This is a genomic window from Chlamydia abortus, from assembly GCF_002895085.1.
GTDB classification, from domain to species: domain Bacteria; phylum Chlamydiota; class Chlamydiia; order Chlamydiales; family Chlamydiaceae; genus Chlamydia; species Chlamydia abortus.
In genome coordinates, this window is the sequence record NZ_CP024084.1 from 228,111 (window position 1) to 242,435 (window position 14,325).

Consider the following 14,325-nt stretch of genomic DNA (forward strand, 5'->3'; position numbering starts at 1 on the left):
AATAGAGCTCTTTATTCAGAAGATAAGGCAACTATTATCTCTATTTTATCTTTTGTTTAGTAGGAAAATAAAGCTTGTATATGAAGATTAAAGTTCCTAAAGAGATAAAAATATCCGCGAAATTAAATGTTGGGAAAAACCAACGTTTATAACCAATAGAAATAAAGTCTACGACATGTCTGTAGAATACAATATCCCCAACGTTGCCAATAGCTCCAGAACAAAGGAGAATTAGGGAAAAACGGATAGCAGGGGAGGAGGTTTTCTTCCTTAAGAAAAGGAAGGCTAGAATACCTAAAATAATTGTTATACGTATAAAGAATAAGAAATATTTATATTTTGCAAACAACCCAAAAGCTGCACCCTCGTTAAAAGTAGGGCAAATACAGAAAAGGAGCTTTCCCCAACTATATTGATATAGTATGGGGTTAGCATCAGGCAGATTCCCTAGATACAGCAAAACAGCTAATTTAGTCACCCAATCAATAAGGACAAAACAGGCAATAGCAAGAAAAGTAGATCGGGAGCGACTAGACATTAGGGTTAGTTTCCATAAAGTAGGCCTTTCTCAAACTGTGATTGGGCTTTGACTGTCATTGTAGCGTAGGGGATGGCCATTAACCGTGCCAAAGGAATTTCTTCGCCACTGACATCACAGATACCGTAGGAAGACTCCTCAATTTTTTCTAAAGCTCGATTGATTTGTCGTAACAACTCATACTCTTTAGTTGTGACCTCTAAGCTGATTGTTCTATCGAAAGTATCGGTACCCTGATCAGCCTGGTGTTGAGAATATCCAGTAGCTTCGTTAGGTTTTTTGACTTCTTGAGCATTGCCTTCTAGCGTATGCGATAGCTTATATTTCATCTCTAGAAGCCTTTGTTTAAAGTTAGCTATTTCGTCCTCAGACAACGGCATAGTTTGTTCTCCTTAACCTTAAAATAATAACTATTTTTCCATATCCGGAGTTGCAGATAGCAAAACTTCCATTAATTCGCCAACATCTTTGAATCTTCTGTAGACGCAAGCAAATCTAATGTAAGCAATCATGTCTGCCTTTTTTAGATATTTCATTACTAGTTCGCCAATTTCTTTGGTAGAGATTTCCCTATTTTGTTTGCCTAATAACTCAGATTTTACGTTAGAGGCTATTGCGTGCACTTGATCTTGACCTATACGCGTATGACTAGAGGCAGCATTTAATCCATTAATGAGTTTAGATTCTTGGAAATTCTCGTAACGACCATCACGTTTTAGTACCTGCAAAGTTAACTCAACAGTTTCAAAGGTGGTAAACCTTTGTCCACAATTTAAGCATTCTCTTCGGCGTTTGATCGCGTTAGCCTCTGGTGCATTTCTTGAATCTATAACTTTTAATTCCCCATGATTGCAAAAAGGACACTGCACAGGAGCTACCTCCTAAGGTTAAGGTAGTCTAAGAAAACAATAATTTTAGTGCAGAATAAATCTACGCGACTATAAGTTGCAAATTTTTTTTCCTGATTTATAAAATTAAAAACCGCGAAAGACAGATTGCTTGATATAGTTTCGCTACCTTGGCGAAACGACAGCATTTTGTCGGAAAGCTGTTTTATTGTAAATACTAGATGCTCAGGATTTAATAATGTTTTCTGGAATAGTGCAAGAACTCGGTAAAATATTTAGTATAGAACCGAGAGATGAAGGTTTAACGATAGGCGTGGAGGTTTCTTCCTCCTGTATTTCAGGACTCGAAATCGGTTGTAGTGTTGCTATCGATGGCGTCTGTCTTACTGTAGTTAAACTTGAAGAGGGCGGTAAAATGTTTTTCGACATTATTCCCGAGACTCTTGCCTGTACGACAATAGGCGAGAAGGTAATAAATGATCGTGTAAATGTCGAACGATCTTTAAAAGTGAGCGATGAAATTGGTGGGCATAGCGTCTCTGGTCATGTTTCTGGTGTCGGAGAGATTGTGCTTATAGAGAAAAATCGGTATTATTTTCGTGTGCCAAGTTCCTTATCTGTATACCTTTTTGAAAAAGGATATATTGCTATCGATGGCATTAGTCTGACTATCGTCACTGTAGAAGAGGATGTGTGTTCGGTCGGATTGATCCCCGAAACATTATTTCGAACAACCTTAGGATATAAACGAGAAGGATCCAAAGTAAATATAGAGCCGGATATGGCGACCAAAACACAAGTGGATACGTTAAGGCGTCTCTATCTTCGATAAACAAACAAATATATGACTTATAAGTTACTCGATAGCGGTGAAGGGAAAAAGTTAGAAAGCTTTGGCCCCATAACTCTTATCCGCCCCTCTTGTACGGCAATTTGGCCGAAGACAACACCGTCTTTATGGAAAAAGGCTCATGCGGAATATGTGCGATCTGGAGAGGAGGGACAATGGCGTTGTGCAGTCTCTATTCCTGAAAGTTGGCGCATCAACCTGGACATTGTGGATTGCACGCTAAAGCTCACCTCTTTCGGTCATATAGGGATTTTTCCAGAGCATAGCGGATTTTGGCCAGAATTGCAATTGAGCATAGAACGGCATTCGGCATACCGGGTGTTAAATTTATTTGCCCATACTGGTTCCACATCGATATTTGCTGCAAAGTGCGGAGCCAAGGTTTGTCACGTAGATGCTTCGAAACCCGCGATAAAGTGGGCGCAAAAGAATGTGGAAAATAATGCTTTGCCCGAGAAAAGGATATTTTGGGTTGTTGAAGATGTGTTTTCTTTTTTGCAAAAAGAAATACGTAAAGGGAAAAAGTACGATATCATCCTACTTGATCCTCCAACCTATGCTCGTGGACCTAATGGAGAGATTTTCAAAATAGATAAGGATTTCTTTTCCTTATTAGTTTTGTGCTCAAAATTACTTTCAGATTGTTCTTCTTATGTTTTGATCACGTCGCATACTCCCGGTCATACGCCTGCTTTTTTGCAGAGTTTAGCTATGCGTGCCTTTGCTTTAGATAAACAGTTTTGGTCCTCAGGAGAAAGTTTTTGTGGCTTAGGAGATCAAGCTCTACCCTCAGGAGTGTTTGCTAAATGGAGTTTATAGGAAAAAATAACCCTAAGGTAAAAGAAGCTGTCGCGTTAAAACATAACCGCTCTCGTAAAGGCCCGGTCTTTCTTTTAGAGGGGTTTCGAGAGATTCAAAAAGCTCTAGCCTCGGGATATGAGTGTGAACGGATTTTTTGTGGAACACGTATTTCAGAAAAAGAACAAGCTTTTTTGCATACTATCCAAAAATTACCTTTAGAAAAGGTCTACTGCACAGAAGAAACGCTTTCTAAACTTTCCTATAAAGAACATCACGACAATTTTATTGCTGTAATGAAGAAACGGTGGTGGTCTCGAAAAGAGTTTTTAGCTCAAAAGAGAAATCCTCTGCCGTTTTATTTGATTATAGAACAGGTAGAAAAACCTGGCAATGTCGGGGCCATACTTAGAATAGCCGATGGGGTAGGGGCGGATGGCGTGATTCTATGCGATCCTATCGTCGATGTCTATAATCCTAATGTTATTCGTTCTTCCTTAGGTACCGTATTTACCTTACCTATTTGGTCGGCCACTTTGGATCAGGTACAGCAAGTCATTCTTGAGGAAAAATGGCATGCCTTTGTTACCTCTCCTAGAGCACATACCATGTATTTTTGTGAAAATTACAATCAACCGCTAGTTTTGGTTTTTGGTTCTGAAAAAGATGGACTCACCGCATCTTGGCTCAGGGGAAATTTTTCAAAAATATCCTTACCCATGCTAGGTCAAGCGGATTCTTTAAATTTATCTACGGCTGTATCCGCAGTGGCTTACGAAGTGGTTCGGCAGCGTTGGGAAGCCTAGTCGAGTAGATCATCGGAAGAAAATATCGTTTACAAAATCAAAAATAGTTTATTTTGTTTATCACCAGAAAAGGATTAAATTAAAAAATATATGTGATTTTTATATATAAAATTTTTTTAATTTTTCTATGTAAACTTGATTCTTAATGTTTTTTATGAGATGCTTGGTGGCTCCAGGATGCGGCGGAGATTGTGGTTTTAAACAATCATAATTTTCTGAGTGGATAATCAGTGAGTTATAGAAGTTCGATGAAAACGCGCTTTCCTTCGCCCTTTTTTATTTTTTATCGCCGCTTAACCGTAGCTATTAGCTTGGGGAAAATCCTGGGTTGGGGGTGTTTTGGGAAACTACTTTCTTGGATATTCGCCGCCACCGTAAGCTTTCGACGAAAAGTATTGTCTTCAGCTCCCCATCGCGTGTCTTCTACCGTAATTAGTGTGGGGAATATTGTTCTCGGTGGTTCAGGTAAGACACCCACAGTATTGTGGTTGGCTGAAGTTCTAAAAGCGCGAGGATATTCCTGTGCTATTCTTTCTCGCGGATATAAAGGAAAATGTAGTGGTCAGAGAAAGTTGACTATAGTCGATCCTGAGATACATGACGCTGCTTATGTAGGAGATGAACCGTTGCTTATGGCGGGGAAACTCTCCAAGGGTGCTGTTTTTGTACACAAAGATCGTCGGCTCGCGGCTAAGGAAGTCGCTAAGAATTTTGACATTTTGCTTTTGGATGATGGTTTCCAAAATAACAAACTACACAAAGACGTGGAAATTGTCGTAGTTAACGGTCAAGATCCTTTAGGAGGAGGAGCTTTTTTCCCTCGAGGGCGACTTCGAGATTCCCCTAAAAGATTGCAGGAGGCCGATTTTATCATAGTTAATGGTTCTTGCGGTTTAGAGAACCAGAAGCTTTTGCATACTTGGTGTACGTCACCAAAAATTTTTGTTGAACCACGCATTTCTCAAGTACTTTGGGATTCGCGAGGGGAGAAACTTCCTTTGGATAGTCTGTCTGGGCTAGCCGCCGGTGTGTTCTGTGGTCTAGGATTCCCGCAGGGCTTTCTTGATATGTTAAAACGTGCCGGAGTGAAAATCGTAGGAACGTATTTGTTACCTGACCACGCAGGAATAACGAAAAAAGAATTGCACTACTTCTCTTCAATGACAGCGATGCGTCAGGGAGAGGGGATATTGTGCACAGAAAAGGACGGCATAAAACTCGGAAATTTGATTCACGAGCCGGGGATTCTTCCGATAGGTAAAGTGCAAATGGAATTTGATTTTACCCATCAAGAGGATGCTACAGCCGCCTTACTGGATAAAATAGATCGGATACATAATGGTAAGAGGTAACTAATGAAACTATGGATGAAAATCTTTATAGGATTATTTGTTGGGGTTACCCTAGGTTTAATTTTAGAAGATAAAGCCATCTTTTTTAAACCTATAGGAGATATTTTCTTAAACCTATTGAGCATGGTTGTCTACCCTCTGGTATTTTGTTCCATGGTGTTGGGTATCGCTTCTATTAGTGATATGAAGAAGCTAGGACGCATAGGAGTGAAAAGCGTCGCCTTATATTTAGGGACAACATGTCTAGCTATTGTTATAGGCTTATGTTTTGCTCAATTTTTCAGTCCTGGAGAGGGCTGTGACTTGTCTCAAAATGTCACGGAAACGCAGATCGTGGCTCCTGAGAGAAGTAGTACGTATTTCTTGTCTTTGATTTCTCAAATTTTTCCTTCAAATCCTGTGAGATCTTTCGTTGAGGGAAATATTTTACAAATCATAGTTTTTGCTATTTTCTTAGGAATCGCTATGCGTCTTTCTGGAGAACAGGGACGTCCAGTAGCTAAATTTATTGAGGGTTTTTCTGAAATCATGTTGCGCATGATCAATATGATCATGACCTTTGCGCCTTACGGTGTCGGGGCGAGTATGGCATGGATTTCTGGAAGTCACGGTTTGGTTATTCTCTGGCAATTAGGGAAATTTGTTTTCGCCTACTATCTTGCATGTCTATTTCATGCTGTGCTGGTTTTTGGTGGTATCATCCGCATGGGCTGTAGGATGTCCTTCTCTAAATTCCTTTCTGCCATGATGGATGCCATATCTTGTGCAATATCCACTTCTAGTAGTTCGGCAACACTGCCTGTGACTATGCGTTGCGTATCTAAAAATCTTGGAGTTTCTTCGGAAGTTTCTGGTTTTGTTTTGCCTTTAGGTGCTACTGTCAATATGAATGGTACGGCGATATTTCAAGGTATGGCGGCAGTATTTATTGCTCAGGCCTATAACTGTCCATTACCCTTCAGCAGTTTGTTGTTAATCGTGATCGCAGCGACTTTCTCTGCGGTCGGTAGTGCGGGAGTCCCTGGAGGAGGCATGATTACTCTGGGATCTGTATTAGCCTCTGTAGGGTTGCCTATTCAAGGCATTGCTGTTTTAGCAGGCATTGATAGGTTGCGAGACATCATAGGAACGCCTATGAACATCCTTGGAGATGCTGTAGTCGCTGTTTATGTGGCTTCCGGAGAAGGTGAGTTGTCCACACCTTTGGAAGAGAAAAAGGTACTTTTGAAAGATGAGAGTACAGAGACAGTGTAGGAGAGTTTGCACATGTTTGAATTTCGATTTCCGAAAATAGGCGAGTCTGGTTCTGGAGGGTTGGTAGTTCGTTGGCTCAAGCAGGTGGGAGAGAACATTGCAAAAGATGAGCCGGTAATTGAAGTATCTACTGACAAGATTGCTACAGAGTTAGCCTCCCCTAAAGCAGGGAAATTAATGCGTTGTCTCGTCAAAGAAGGTGATGAAGTTGCTTCCGGAGAGATTATAGCCTTAATAGATACGGAATGTGCTGTCGAGGAAGAGGTAGTTGTAGAAGAACCGTCACCTCATGCTTCTTGTCCTCAAGATTCTGGGAAGAATGCGGCATGGTTTTCTCCGGCAGTTCTGAGTTTAGCACACCGTGAAGGTATTTCTATCCAGCAACTACAGCAGATTTCTGGAACAGGAAATGACGGTCGTGTCACGCGTAGGGATTTAGAAAACTACATTCTTGAAATGCGTCAACCTTCGTGCCCACATATTGCGAATGCGAATGAAAATCGTATTCCTATGTCTCCGCTACGTAGAGCTATAGCTTCCTCGTTATCTAAATCTTCAGATGAAGTGCCTCATGCTTCTCTTATTGTGGATATTGATGTCACAGATTTGATGAATTTAATTGCTGAAGAGAAGGATAGATTTTTTGCCACGCATGGTGTGAAACTGACAATTACGAGTTTCATTATCCAGTGTTTAGCAAAAGCTTTGGAGCAATTCCCGCTATTGAATGGGTCTTTAGACGGCGATACGATTGTTGTGAAGAAATCCATCAATGTGGGTGTGGCTGTGAATTTGAATAAAGAGGGCGTTGTTGTTCCTGTTATTCATAATTGTCAGGATCGTGGTTTAGTAAGTATTGCGAAAACTCTTGCTGATCTTTCTGCAAGATCTCGGGCAAATAAACTTGATCCTTCAGAAACGCAAGATGGTAGTGTTACGGTGACCAATTTTGGTATGACAGGAGCTTTAATTGGCATGCCGATCATTCGTTATCCTGAAGTCGCTATTTTAGGCATAGGAACGATACAAAAACGTGTGGTTGTGCGTGATGACGATTCTTTAGCTATTCGCAAAATGGTGTATGTTACCCTAACATTTGACCACCGGGTACTTGATGGTATTTACGGTAGTGAATTTTTAACCTCATTGAAAAATCGGTTAGAGTCTGTTACGATGAGCTAACACACAACGATTTTTCTGAGGACTCAAGGGATGCGCTCTCCCACAACATCTATTGATCTATGCCAAGATATTGTCAGTAAGCAAAGGGAATCTTTAGAACGTTTTTTTGGTGCTTTTCAGTGTGAGGATACTTGGGTATTAGCTGAGAAGATATTACATCACCAGGGTTCGATATTTTTTTCTGGTGTAGGAAAAAGTGGTTGTATCGCAAGGAAAATCGTCGCTACTTTACAGTCTTTTGGAGAGCACGCTCTTTTCCTAGCTTCTGGCGATCTCCTACACGGGGATCTTGGCGTTGTTCGTCCTGGAGATATCGTCTGTCTTTTTTCTAAGAGTGGAGAAACTCGCGAGCTTTTAGAATGTATCCCTTATTTAAAGGAGCGAGGCGTATTTATTGCAGGAATTACCTCAGCGACTTATTCGAGTTTAGCCGTTCTTTGTGATCACGTCGTTATCTTACCTATGATCGAAGAATTAGATCCTTTTAATCTTGTGCCTACAACATCAACGACATGCCAACTACTTTTTGGTGATCTTTTAGCGATTACTTTATTGCGTAGTCGGCAAATCTCTCTCGCTGATTACGGGAAGAACCATCCAGGCGGTCAGATTGGTCTTAAGGTTATTGGTAAAATTCGGGATTATATGTTCCTAAAAACAGAAGTTCCTTTTTGTTCTCCTGAAGACACCATCGCAGATTCTTTGGACATCTTTTCTTCTTATGGTTGTGGCTGTGTGTGTATAGTGAACGAGAAGTTTGAAATATTAGGGATCTTCACAGATGGAGATTTACGCAGAGCATTAGCGCGTCATGGAGGCGATATTCTCTCTCAGAGACTTCAAGATGTCATGACACCAAATCCTCGAGTGATTAGTGAAGATGCTGATGTGCTTCTTGGCTTACAAATGATGGAAACAGGGAGTCCTGTGACCATTTTACCCGTAGTAGATGCTAAGGATCAGAAGTATGTGGTAGGATTGCTTCAGATGCATACCTTGGCAAAAGCAGGTCTCATCTAAAAAATAAAAATATCGGAAGAGAGGGTAAGCTGGATTCTGTCTACAAGATGAGAAAACTCATCTTGAGGGCAACCATTCATCTAGGGGATATATTACTATATCCCTCAAGCGATTATGAAAAAGTTCATGAGGGATACCCTCCCTCTCATTATGCAGAAACAAAAACTTTTTCTCTTGCTTCAGATAGGGTTTGCATGTCTACTAAGTCACCTTAATAGCTCCTATTCTTAAAATAGGAATTTTCAGCCTGTCTATAAAAAGACCCTTTTATAGCGGAATGTTTTCTGTTGCACTTTCCGTAGCCTTACGGCCCCTGGAGTTTCTCCAGTATCTTTTCTTATGAAGTCCAGACTTTCCTCTTAATCTACCTTAGTTAAGGTACAAAAAGCGGTTGCCTTTCTCTTCCGATGAACTTGTTTATACAGCAGCACGTCTGCGACGACGTTTAGCTGCAGAGCTGTCGTTAGCAAGAGCGTCTGCTTCTCGCCAGTATAAAATTCTAGAACAATGTTCGCAGAAAATCAGTCGATCTTTCTTACGGACTAAGTTTTCGTGCTGGGGAGGAAGAACAATATGACAACCGCTGCAAACACGATTATCTATCGGAACAACAACACGATCTTTTTTGTTGTTTAATAAACGTTCGTAAATAAGGAACATTTCTGGATCCGTAGTTTCTTTTAATTCACTACGTTGCTGTAATAAGGCTCTGCCTTCTTCGTTAATCTTTTTAATACTTTCGCAGATCTCTTTTTCAATAGCGAAACTACTGTTCTCTGTTGAGGTGAGACTTTCTTTTAAAGAGACAATCAGATCCTCACTTCCCGCCTGCTTATCCATAAGGTCACTCAGTTGGTGCTCTAACGCACGGCGCTCCTTATTTGCTGCTGTCATTTCTTGAGTGAGTGCATTAAACTCATCCATCTTTTTCACAGCTGCTTGTTGACCTTCTAATTTGTTAATTTGATCAGAAATCTCTTGAATCCGATTCTCGCCTTCTTTAATCTGATTCTTTAAGTTTTCCATCTCCAACTCTTTCTCCTGAACTTTTCGACGAATGTCAGATTTAAGAGATTGGACTTTAGCGAGCTCTTTCTGATGCTCTTTCTTGACTCGCATTAAGCGAATCATTTTAATATCGAGCTCTTGAATGGCTAAAATACTCTGGAGTGCTTCATGCATGAAAACTATTCCTTGCTTGGCTTAGTGGTTTCTAAATACGGATGCGAAATCATAGAATTTAGGAATGAATACATCTGAAGAAGAAAGCAAGTTTACTGCTTTTTTAGCAAGAAGTAAAGAACGTTTTTTTCAATAAAAGAAATTCCTAAGGAACAGCAACTTAAGAAGGGCGAAAAGTTTCACCACCGTGACGAGTATGTAAATGAATTTTTACCAGTCCTAGCTCAAGAACGAGTTTGAAAGATGATTTACATTTGTCCGCTGATCATAAGGTAATTCCCTACTTCAAAACTCTCACACTTTTCTTTCCTAAATACGGAGTTCACAAGGTTGTTGTATTCAAATCTAACAGTAGGTTAATGACGTTAGAAAAAAAATAAAAGGTTCTTTTTAAAAATAATGTATTTACATAGAAGAGGAGAGGATCCTGATAGGGAAGTCTCCTCTTTTTACTCTCTACTTTAAGCCAGCGGGGCAAAGGGATCTTGTAAGAGTACGAGGAGTCTTAAAGAATGGGGATTAGAGCGAGCGGTTTTATCAACAGCTTTAATCAATGCTTTCTTACACAGCTGATGACAATCCAAAATCCATGAATAATTTCTATTGGGTGTTGGCTGTTCGTTTCTATGCTCTAATTCATAAACCGAGGAGAACAGAGGAACGGAAACAATAGAGCAGCCTTGGTTGATCGCCTCTTCTAAACAGTTCTCGTAGGCAAAAAGTGCTCGGTTATAATAGTCGTGTGCGACTTCGTCATCTTCCCCAGAGAACTCTTCAAGCCGTGGCCCACGAACATGTCCTATGTATTCTGGGAAACTTTCTTTTTTAGGATGTGTCATAGTCGGGCTGTCTTTGATGCTTAATTTTGTCGAGCGCACTTCAGTAGGCCCGAAGGGGAGCTTAACGATGTGTCTCCTTGGTACTGAGCGGCACTCCATTTGCCCAAGACTTACGAGTTCTCTAAAGAATAGTCGAGATTGATTTGAGTTTTGGGAGATTAACGTCTGTGCAGCAGGAAGGAGAGCATTGAATGCGATTCCGCTTTGACTTGTGACTGTTTTGAACGTGTTGGATCTGGGGAGCGCAAGGAATTTGATGGTAAATCCTGGTGTAGTGCTCTCCTGAATACCGAGTTTTACCCCGGGATTGTGCTTGTTTTGATGGAAAGATAGGCGGGCTCCCGGACTGACTAAGAAGTTCGCTTGTGCTGATGGCTCTGGGAGTGTTCTGAAGGATTGGTCTAGAGCTCCAGACCAATCCCCATCGGCTTTTTGTTGGAAGTATTTGTACGCCCCTACGGTAACTATAGCTAACAGTACTGAGGAGACCGCTAGTAAAGCCAGGACGGGCATGCCCAAAACAATAGCTAAGGTAATCCCTGCTACTCCGGTCCCAATCGTTAGTGTACCGAGAATAGATAAAGAAGTGATTTTCAATATCTTATCCCATTTTTTTGTGGAGACTTCTCTTGGTGAGAATAGGGGACTTACCTCTGTGGTACTTTGGTTGTGTAAGGGGTTCGTGTTAGCCATAAATTATAATTATCTTTAGTTTTGATAATTAATTTTATAAAAAATATATGGCTTTTTCTAGACGTTTTATTCTTCTTCTTTTTTACTTTGTAACATAGTTATATTAAGAAGCTGATTTTCAGCGGGATAAACCCGAAGGGTGATAAATAATTCCCTAAGTTTAACACCACCTAAGAGCCTAAGGGAGACATATACTGGCGTAATGGCTAATAGAAAAACAAAAAACAGAGGGTGGACGCAGCAGCCTACAACCGTGATCCCGGTAATTAGCATGATGAGAATGATGACTTGCATGATGCAGTGGACAACAACATGCGTAAGTTGGCTTCTCCTAACACTTCCTTTAGAAAATAAGTTCAGAGGTTCTTGGCATGTGGAACTTTGTGCTGTTGTTGCTGAAATTAGCATGCAGGATACTGTAGAATAAAAGCTTAAACTCCGAAAGATTTTACTTGTAGAAACAGTTTTTTGTCATCAGCTTTCGGTAAGGCTGTCTTTTTGCAGAAGTTCCCCAGGATGATTGTACATTTTCTTAAATTCTTTAAGTGTGATGGGGCCTTGGCAGATGTGTATTCTCCTTGGGAGCTCGGGGAAGAGCTTAGCATACGCCCTAACTCCAGAGGGACTGGTTAAAATGACACGGCTGCATTGCTTGAATACAGAGAGGGGAAATTGACGTTCTCGAATGGTATAGTGGGCATAGGCAAAAAAGCTTCGGTGCTCTTTTTGTAAAAAATCTTTAATTACAGGACGCGACAAGGCGGAGTGTGGGTAGAGGATACGAGCGTGTTTAGGTAAAGAGGCGATCAGGGGGATGACACCTTCTCCTGTTTCCACGGTCGCTAAGGAATAATGGGCTTTGGGGAGAAGCTTTGTAAGGCGACGTGCTGTGATTTCTCCTAAACACAGGTAATGTTTGGTAGATAATGTCTTTTTGGAATTTTTTTTACGCATTCTAGAGATAAATAGTGATGTTGACGAGGGGCTGGTGAGCAGAACATGAGAAGTTTTCTCTAGGTAACGCTGAGCGTAGCGTAGTTGAGGTGAGCTTCTTGCAAAGGGAACAATCTCAAGAATCGGAACAAAGCGGGCGTGGTATCTGTTTGCTGTTTCTTGATTTAATCCTAGGTATAGGGTCATCGCATCCTCTTTTTCTAGAATGTATCCCATAAGTGTAGTTTAAATAGGGGGAGTTTGTTTCGCATCTAGAAAATCGTTCCGATAATTACAGAGTCCACATCAACGTATACTACTTGTTTTTAGCCGTATTTAGGTTGTATGAGGAGCTGATTGACATTTTTCGATGTGCAAGCTAGGATGTCCATTTTTGGATCTTAGCTTTTTCCCTAATGAAAAAATCGTAAGAGTTTTTGACTTTTCTTAGGTTAGACGCAGAGAGCTTCGCTTTGTATTATAGTTTTTCATTCGTAGAGTTGATAATAGAGGTTCGGCAATGGTTTCATTGTTGCATAAATTTTTAGAAAATGCTTCGGGGAAGAAGGGGCAGGATCTAGCTTCTACCGCATACTTAGCTGCATTAGATCATCTTTTACATTCTTTTCCTTCGATTGGGAAAAGCATTATCGATGAATTGAAGAGTCAGCGTTCACGCTTAAAGATGATTGCTTCTGAGAATTATGCTTCTATTTCAGTTCAGCTTGCTATGGGGAACTTGCTTACAGATAAGTATTGCGAGGGGAGCCCCTTTAAGCGGTTCTATTCTTGTTGTGAGAATGTAGATGCTATCGAGTGGGAATGTGTGGAAACGGCTAAAGAACTTTTCGGAGCGGAAAGTGCTTTTGTACAACCACATTCGGGTGCAGATGCGAATTTATTAGCCATCATGGCAATTATTACGCAGAAAATTCAAGGGCCTGCCGTTAAGCGTTTGGGATATAAAACGATTAATGATCTTACGGATAAAGAATATACGGAATTAAAAGCTGAGATAGGTTCTCACGTCTGTTTAGGACCTTCGCTGAACTCCGGAGGGCATTTAACCCATGGAACTGTACGTTTAAATATCATGTCCAAGTTGATGCGTTGTGTGCCTTATGAAGTGAATAAAAAGACGGAGTGTTTCGATTATTCGGAGATCGCACGTTTAGTACGAACATATAAACCTACAGTACTCATTGCTGGGTATTCTTCATATTCCAGAAGATTGAATTTTTCCACCCTAAAACAAATAGCTGATGATTGTGGAGCTGTTTTATGGGTAGATATGGCGCATTTTGCTGGTCTGGTTGCTGGCGGTGTATTTATCGAAGAGGAAAATCCGATTCCGTTTGCCGACATTATTACTACGACAACTCATAAGACTTTGCGAGGACCTCGTGGAGGTTTAGTTTTAGCATCCAAAGAATATGATGCAGTGATTAATCGCGCTTGTCCTTTGATGATGGGAGGGCCTTTGCCGCATGTTATTGCAGCCAAGGCTGTTGCGTTAAAAGAAGCGCTAACTGTCGACTTTAAAAAGTACGCGCATCAGGTTGTGGACAACGCGAGAACTTTAGCTGAGCATTTTCAAAAACAGGGATTACGCTTGCTTACTGGCGGTACAGATAACCACATGTTAATTATAGATCTAACTTCTCTAGGGATATCTGGACGCATTGCTGAGGACATATTAAGTTCTGTAGGTATTGCTGTGAATCGCAATACCATACCATCGGATGCTGTAGGGAAGTGGGATACCTCAGGGATACGTTTGGGAACACCTGCTTTAACAACTCTCGGTATGGGCAGTGATGAGATGGAAGAAGTTGCGAATATTATTGTGAAAGTATTGCGAAATATTACTTTGAGACGTAATGCTGATGATAGTTTTAGTAAAAGTGAAGGAGAGCTTCCAGAAAACATTGCTGAAGAAGCAAGAGCTCGAGTCGCAGGCTTATTATCGCGGTTCCCGCTTTATCCTGAAATCGATCTGGAAACTTTAGTTTAGTTAGGAGATATGTTGT

Annotated in this window: 14 protein-coding genes, 1 other RNA gene and 1 pseudogene; 9 read left to right on the top strand and 7 right to left on the bottom strand. The window is 40.8% G+C overall.

Annotation, left to right across the window (positions count from 1 at the left end):
- Positions 1-40: 40 nt before the first annotated feature.
- Genes lspA through nrdR form a run of 3 tightly spaced genes read right to left on the bottom strand, consistent with a single transcriptional unit; the run spans position 41 to position 1,407 of the window.
- Positions 41-538, bottom strand: coding sequence for a signal peptidase II (gene lspA / locus CHAB577_RS01130; protein WP_011096898.1), 498 nt, complete (start codon positions 536-538; stop codon positions 41-43).
- A 5-nt stretch (positions 539-543) separates the two neighbouring features.
- Positions 544-918 (bottom strand): TraR/DksA family transcriptional regulator, encoded by a 375-nt coding sequence (locus CHAB577_RS01135; RefSeq protein WP_006342889.1) that lies wholly within the window; start codon positions 916-918, stop codon positions 544-546.
- A gap of 30 nt (positions 919-948) precedes the next feature.
- Positions 949-1,407, bottom strand: coding sequence for a transcriptional regulator NrdR (nrdR, locus tag CHAB577_RS01140; protein WP_006342890.1), 459 nt, complete (start codon positions 1,405-1,407; stop codon positions 949-951).
- A gap of 217 nt (positions 1,408-1,624) precedes the next feature.
- Between nrdR and CHAB577_RS01145 the strand changes: the two genes are divergently transcribed.
- From CHAB577_RS01145 to CHAB577_RS01175, 7 genes are all read left to right on the top strand, one after another.
- A complete protein-coding gene (locus CHAB577_RS01145; protein WP_011096899.1) occupies positions 1,625-2,218 on the top strand; it encodes a riboflavin synthase in 594 nt (197 codons plus the stop codon).
- A gap of 12 nt (positions 2,219-2,230) precedes the next feature.
- Positions 2,231-3,055, top strand: coding sequence for an RsmD family RNA methyltransferase (locus CHAB577_RS01150; protein WP_011096900.1), 825 nt, complete (start codon positions 2,231-2,233; stop codon positions 3,053-3,055).
- Positions 3,043-3,840: an RNA methyltransferase gene (locus CHAB577_RS01155; RefSeq protein WP_011096901.1), complete on the top strand. Its 798-nt coding sequence runs from the start codon at positions 3,043-3,045 to the stop codon at positions 3,838-3,840. Before CHAB577_RS01150 ends, CHAB577_RS01155 begins: the two co-directional genes overlap by 13 nt.
- A gap of 248 nt (positions 3,841-4,088) precedes the next feature.
- Positions 4,089-5,192 carry a tetraacyldisaccharide 4'-kinase gene (lpxK, locus tag CHAB577_RS01160; RefSeq protein ID WP_041461312.1) on the top strand — a complete coding sequence of 368 codons (1,104 nt, stop codon included), beginning with the start codon at positions 4,089-4,091 and terminating at the stop codon, positions 5,190-5,192.
- 3 nt (positions 5,193-5,195) lie between these two features.
- Positions 5,196-6,446 (top strand): dicarboxylate/amino acid:cation symporter, encoded by a 1,251-nt coding sequence (locus CHAB577_RS01165; RefSeq protein ID WP_011096903.1) that lies wholly within the window; start codon positions 5,196-5,198, stop codon positions 6,444-6,446.
- 12 nt (positions 6,447-6,458) lie between these two features.
- Positions 6,459-7,628: a dihydrolipoamide acetyltransferase family protein gene (locus CHAB577_RS01170; RefSeq protein ID WP_011096904.1), complete on the top strand. Its 1,170-nt coding sequence runs from the start codon at positions 6,459-6,461 to the stop codon at positions 7,626-7,628.
- A gap of 30 nt (positions 7,629-7,658) precedes the next feature.
- Complete coding sequence (locus CHAB577_RS01175) at positions 7,659-8,648, top strand: KpsF/GutQ family sugar-phosphate isomerase (RefSeq protein WP_011096905.1); 990 nt, start codon at positions 7,659-7,661, stop codon at positions 8,646-8,648.
- 9 nt (positions 8,649-8,657) lie between these two features.
- Here CHAB577_RS01175 and rnpB read toward each other — a convergent pair.
- The 3 genes and pseudogenes from rnpB to CHAB577_RS01190 form a co-directional block, all read right to left on the bottom strand.
- An RNA gene (rnpB, locus tag CHAB577_RS01180) (RNase P RNA component class A) lies at positions 8,658-9,055 on the bottom strand.
- Between the two features lie 10 nt (positions 9,056-9,065).
- The gene (gene cdsZ, locus CHAB577_RS01185; RefSeq protein WP_011096906.1) at positions 9,066-9,830 is read right to left on the bottom strand and encodes a zinc ribbon domain regulatory protein CdsZ; all 765 of its coding nucleotides are present in this window, start codon (positions 9,828-9,830) and stop codon (positions 9,066-9,068) included.
- Between the two features lie 461 nt (positions 9,831-10,291).
- A pseudogene (locus tag CHAB577_RS01190) lies at positions 10,292-11,362 on the bottom strand (hypothetical protein).
- A 202-nt stretch (positions 11,363-11,564) separates the two neighbouring features.
- Here CHAB577_RS01190 and CHAB577_RS05185 point away from each other — a divergent pair.
- A complete protein-coding gene (locus CHAB577_RS05185; protein ID WP_173024150.1) occupies positions 11,565-11,789 on the top strand; it encodes a hypothetical protein in 225 nt (74 codons plus the stop codon).
- A gap of 47 nt (positions 11,790-11,836) precedes the next feature.
- Here CHAB577_RS05185 and CHAB577_RS01200 read toward each other — a convergent pair whose 3' ends face one another.
- Positions 11,837-12,502, bottom strand: coding sequence for a uroporphyrinogen-III synthase (locus CHAB577_RS01200; RefSeq protein ID WP_011096909.1), 666 nt, complete (start codon positions 12,500-12,502; stop codon positions 11,837-11,839).
- A 313-nt stretch (positions 12,503-12,815) separates the two neighbouring features.
- Between CHAB577_RS01200 and CHAB577_RS01205 the strand changes: the two genes are divergently transcribed.
- Positions 12,816-14,309, top strand: coding sequence for a glycine hydroxymethyltransferase (locus CHAB577_RS01205; RefSeq protein WP_011096910.1), 1,494 nt, complete (start codon positions 12,816-12,818; stop codon positions 14,307-14,309).
- Positions 14,310-14,325 lie beyond the last annotated feature (16 nt).

Bases quoted from the DNA above. Each gene is read 5' to 3' on its own strand.
- lspA (WP_011096898.1), bottom strand. From the start codon at position 538: ATGTCTAGTCGCTCCCGATCTACTTTTCTTGCTATTGCCTGTTTTGTC.
- CHAB577_RS01135 (WP_006342889.1), bottom strand. From the start codon at position 918: ATGCCGTTGTCTGAGGACGAAATAGCTAACTTTAAACAAAGGCTTCTA.
- CHAB577_RS01145 (WP_011096899.1), top strand. From the start codon at position 1,625: ATGTTTTCTGGAATAGTGCAAGAACTCGGTAAAATATTTAGTATAGAA.
- CHAB577_RS01150 (WP_011096900.1), top strand. From the start codon at position 2,231: ATGACTTATAAGTTACTCGATAGCGGTGAAGGGAAAAAGTTAGAAAGC.
- CHAB577_RS01155 (WP_011096901.1), top strand. From the start codon at position 3,043: ATGGAGTTTATAGGAAAAAATAACCCTAAGGTAAAAGAAGCTGTCGCG.
- lpxK (WP_041461312.1), top strand. From the start codon at position 4,089: ATGAAAACGCGCTTTCCTTCGCCCTTTTTTATTTTTTATCGCCGCTTA.
- CHAB577_RS01165 (WP_011096903.1), top strand. From the start codon at position 5,196: ATGAAACTATGGATGAAAATCTTTATAGGATTATTTGTTGGGGTTACC.
- CHAB577_RS01170 (WP_011096904.1), top strand. From the start codon at position 6,459: ATGTTTGAATTTCGATTTCCGAAAATAGGCGAGTCTGGTTCTGGAGGG.
- CHAB577_RS01175 (WP_011096905.1), top strand. From the start codon at position 7,659: ATGCGCTCTCCCACAACATCTATTGATCTATGCCAAGATATTGTCAGT.
- cdsZ (WP_011096906.1), bottom strand. From the start codon at position 9,830: ATGCATGAAGCACTCCAGAGTATTTTAGCCATTCAAGAGCTCGATATT.
- CHAB577_RS05185 (WP_173024150.1), top strand. From the start codon at position 11,565: ATGGCTAATAGAAAAACAAAAAACAGAGGGTGGACGCAGCAGCCTACA.
- CHAB577_RS01200 (WP_011096909.1), bottom strand. From the start codon at position 12,502: ATGACCCTATACCTAGGATTAAATCAAGAAACAGCAAACAGATACCAC.
- CHAB577_RS01205 (WP_011096910.1), top strand. From the start codon at position 12,816: ATGGTTTCATTGTTGCATAAATTTTTAGAAAATGCTTCGGGGAAGAAG.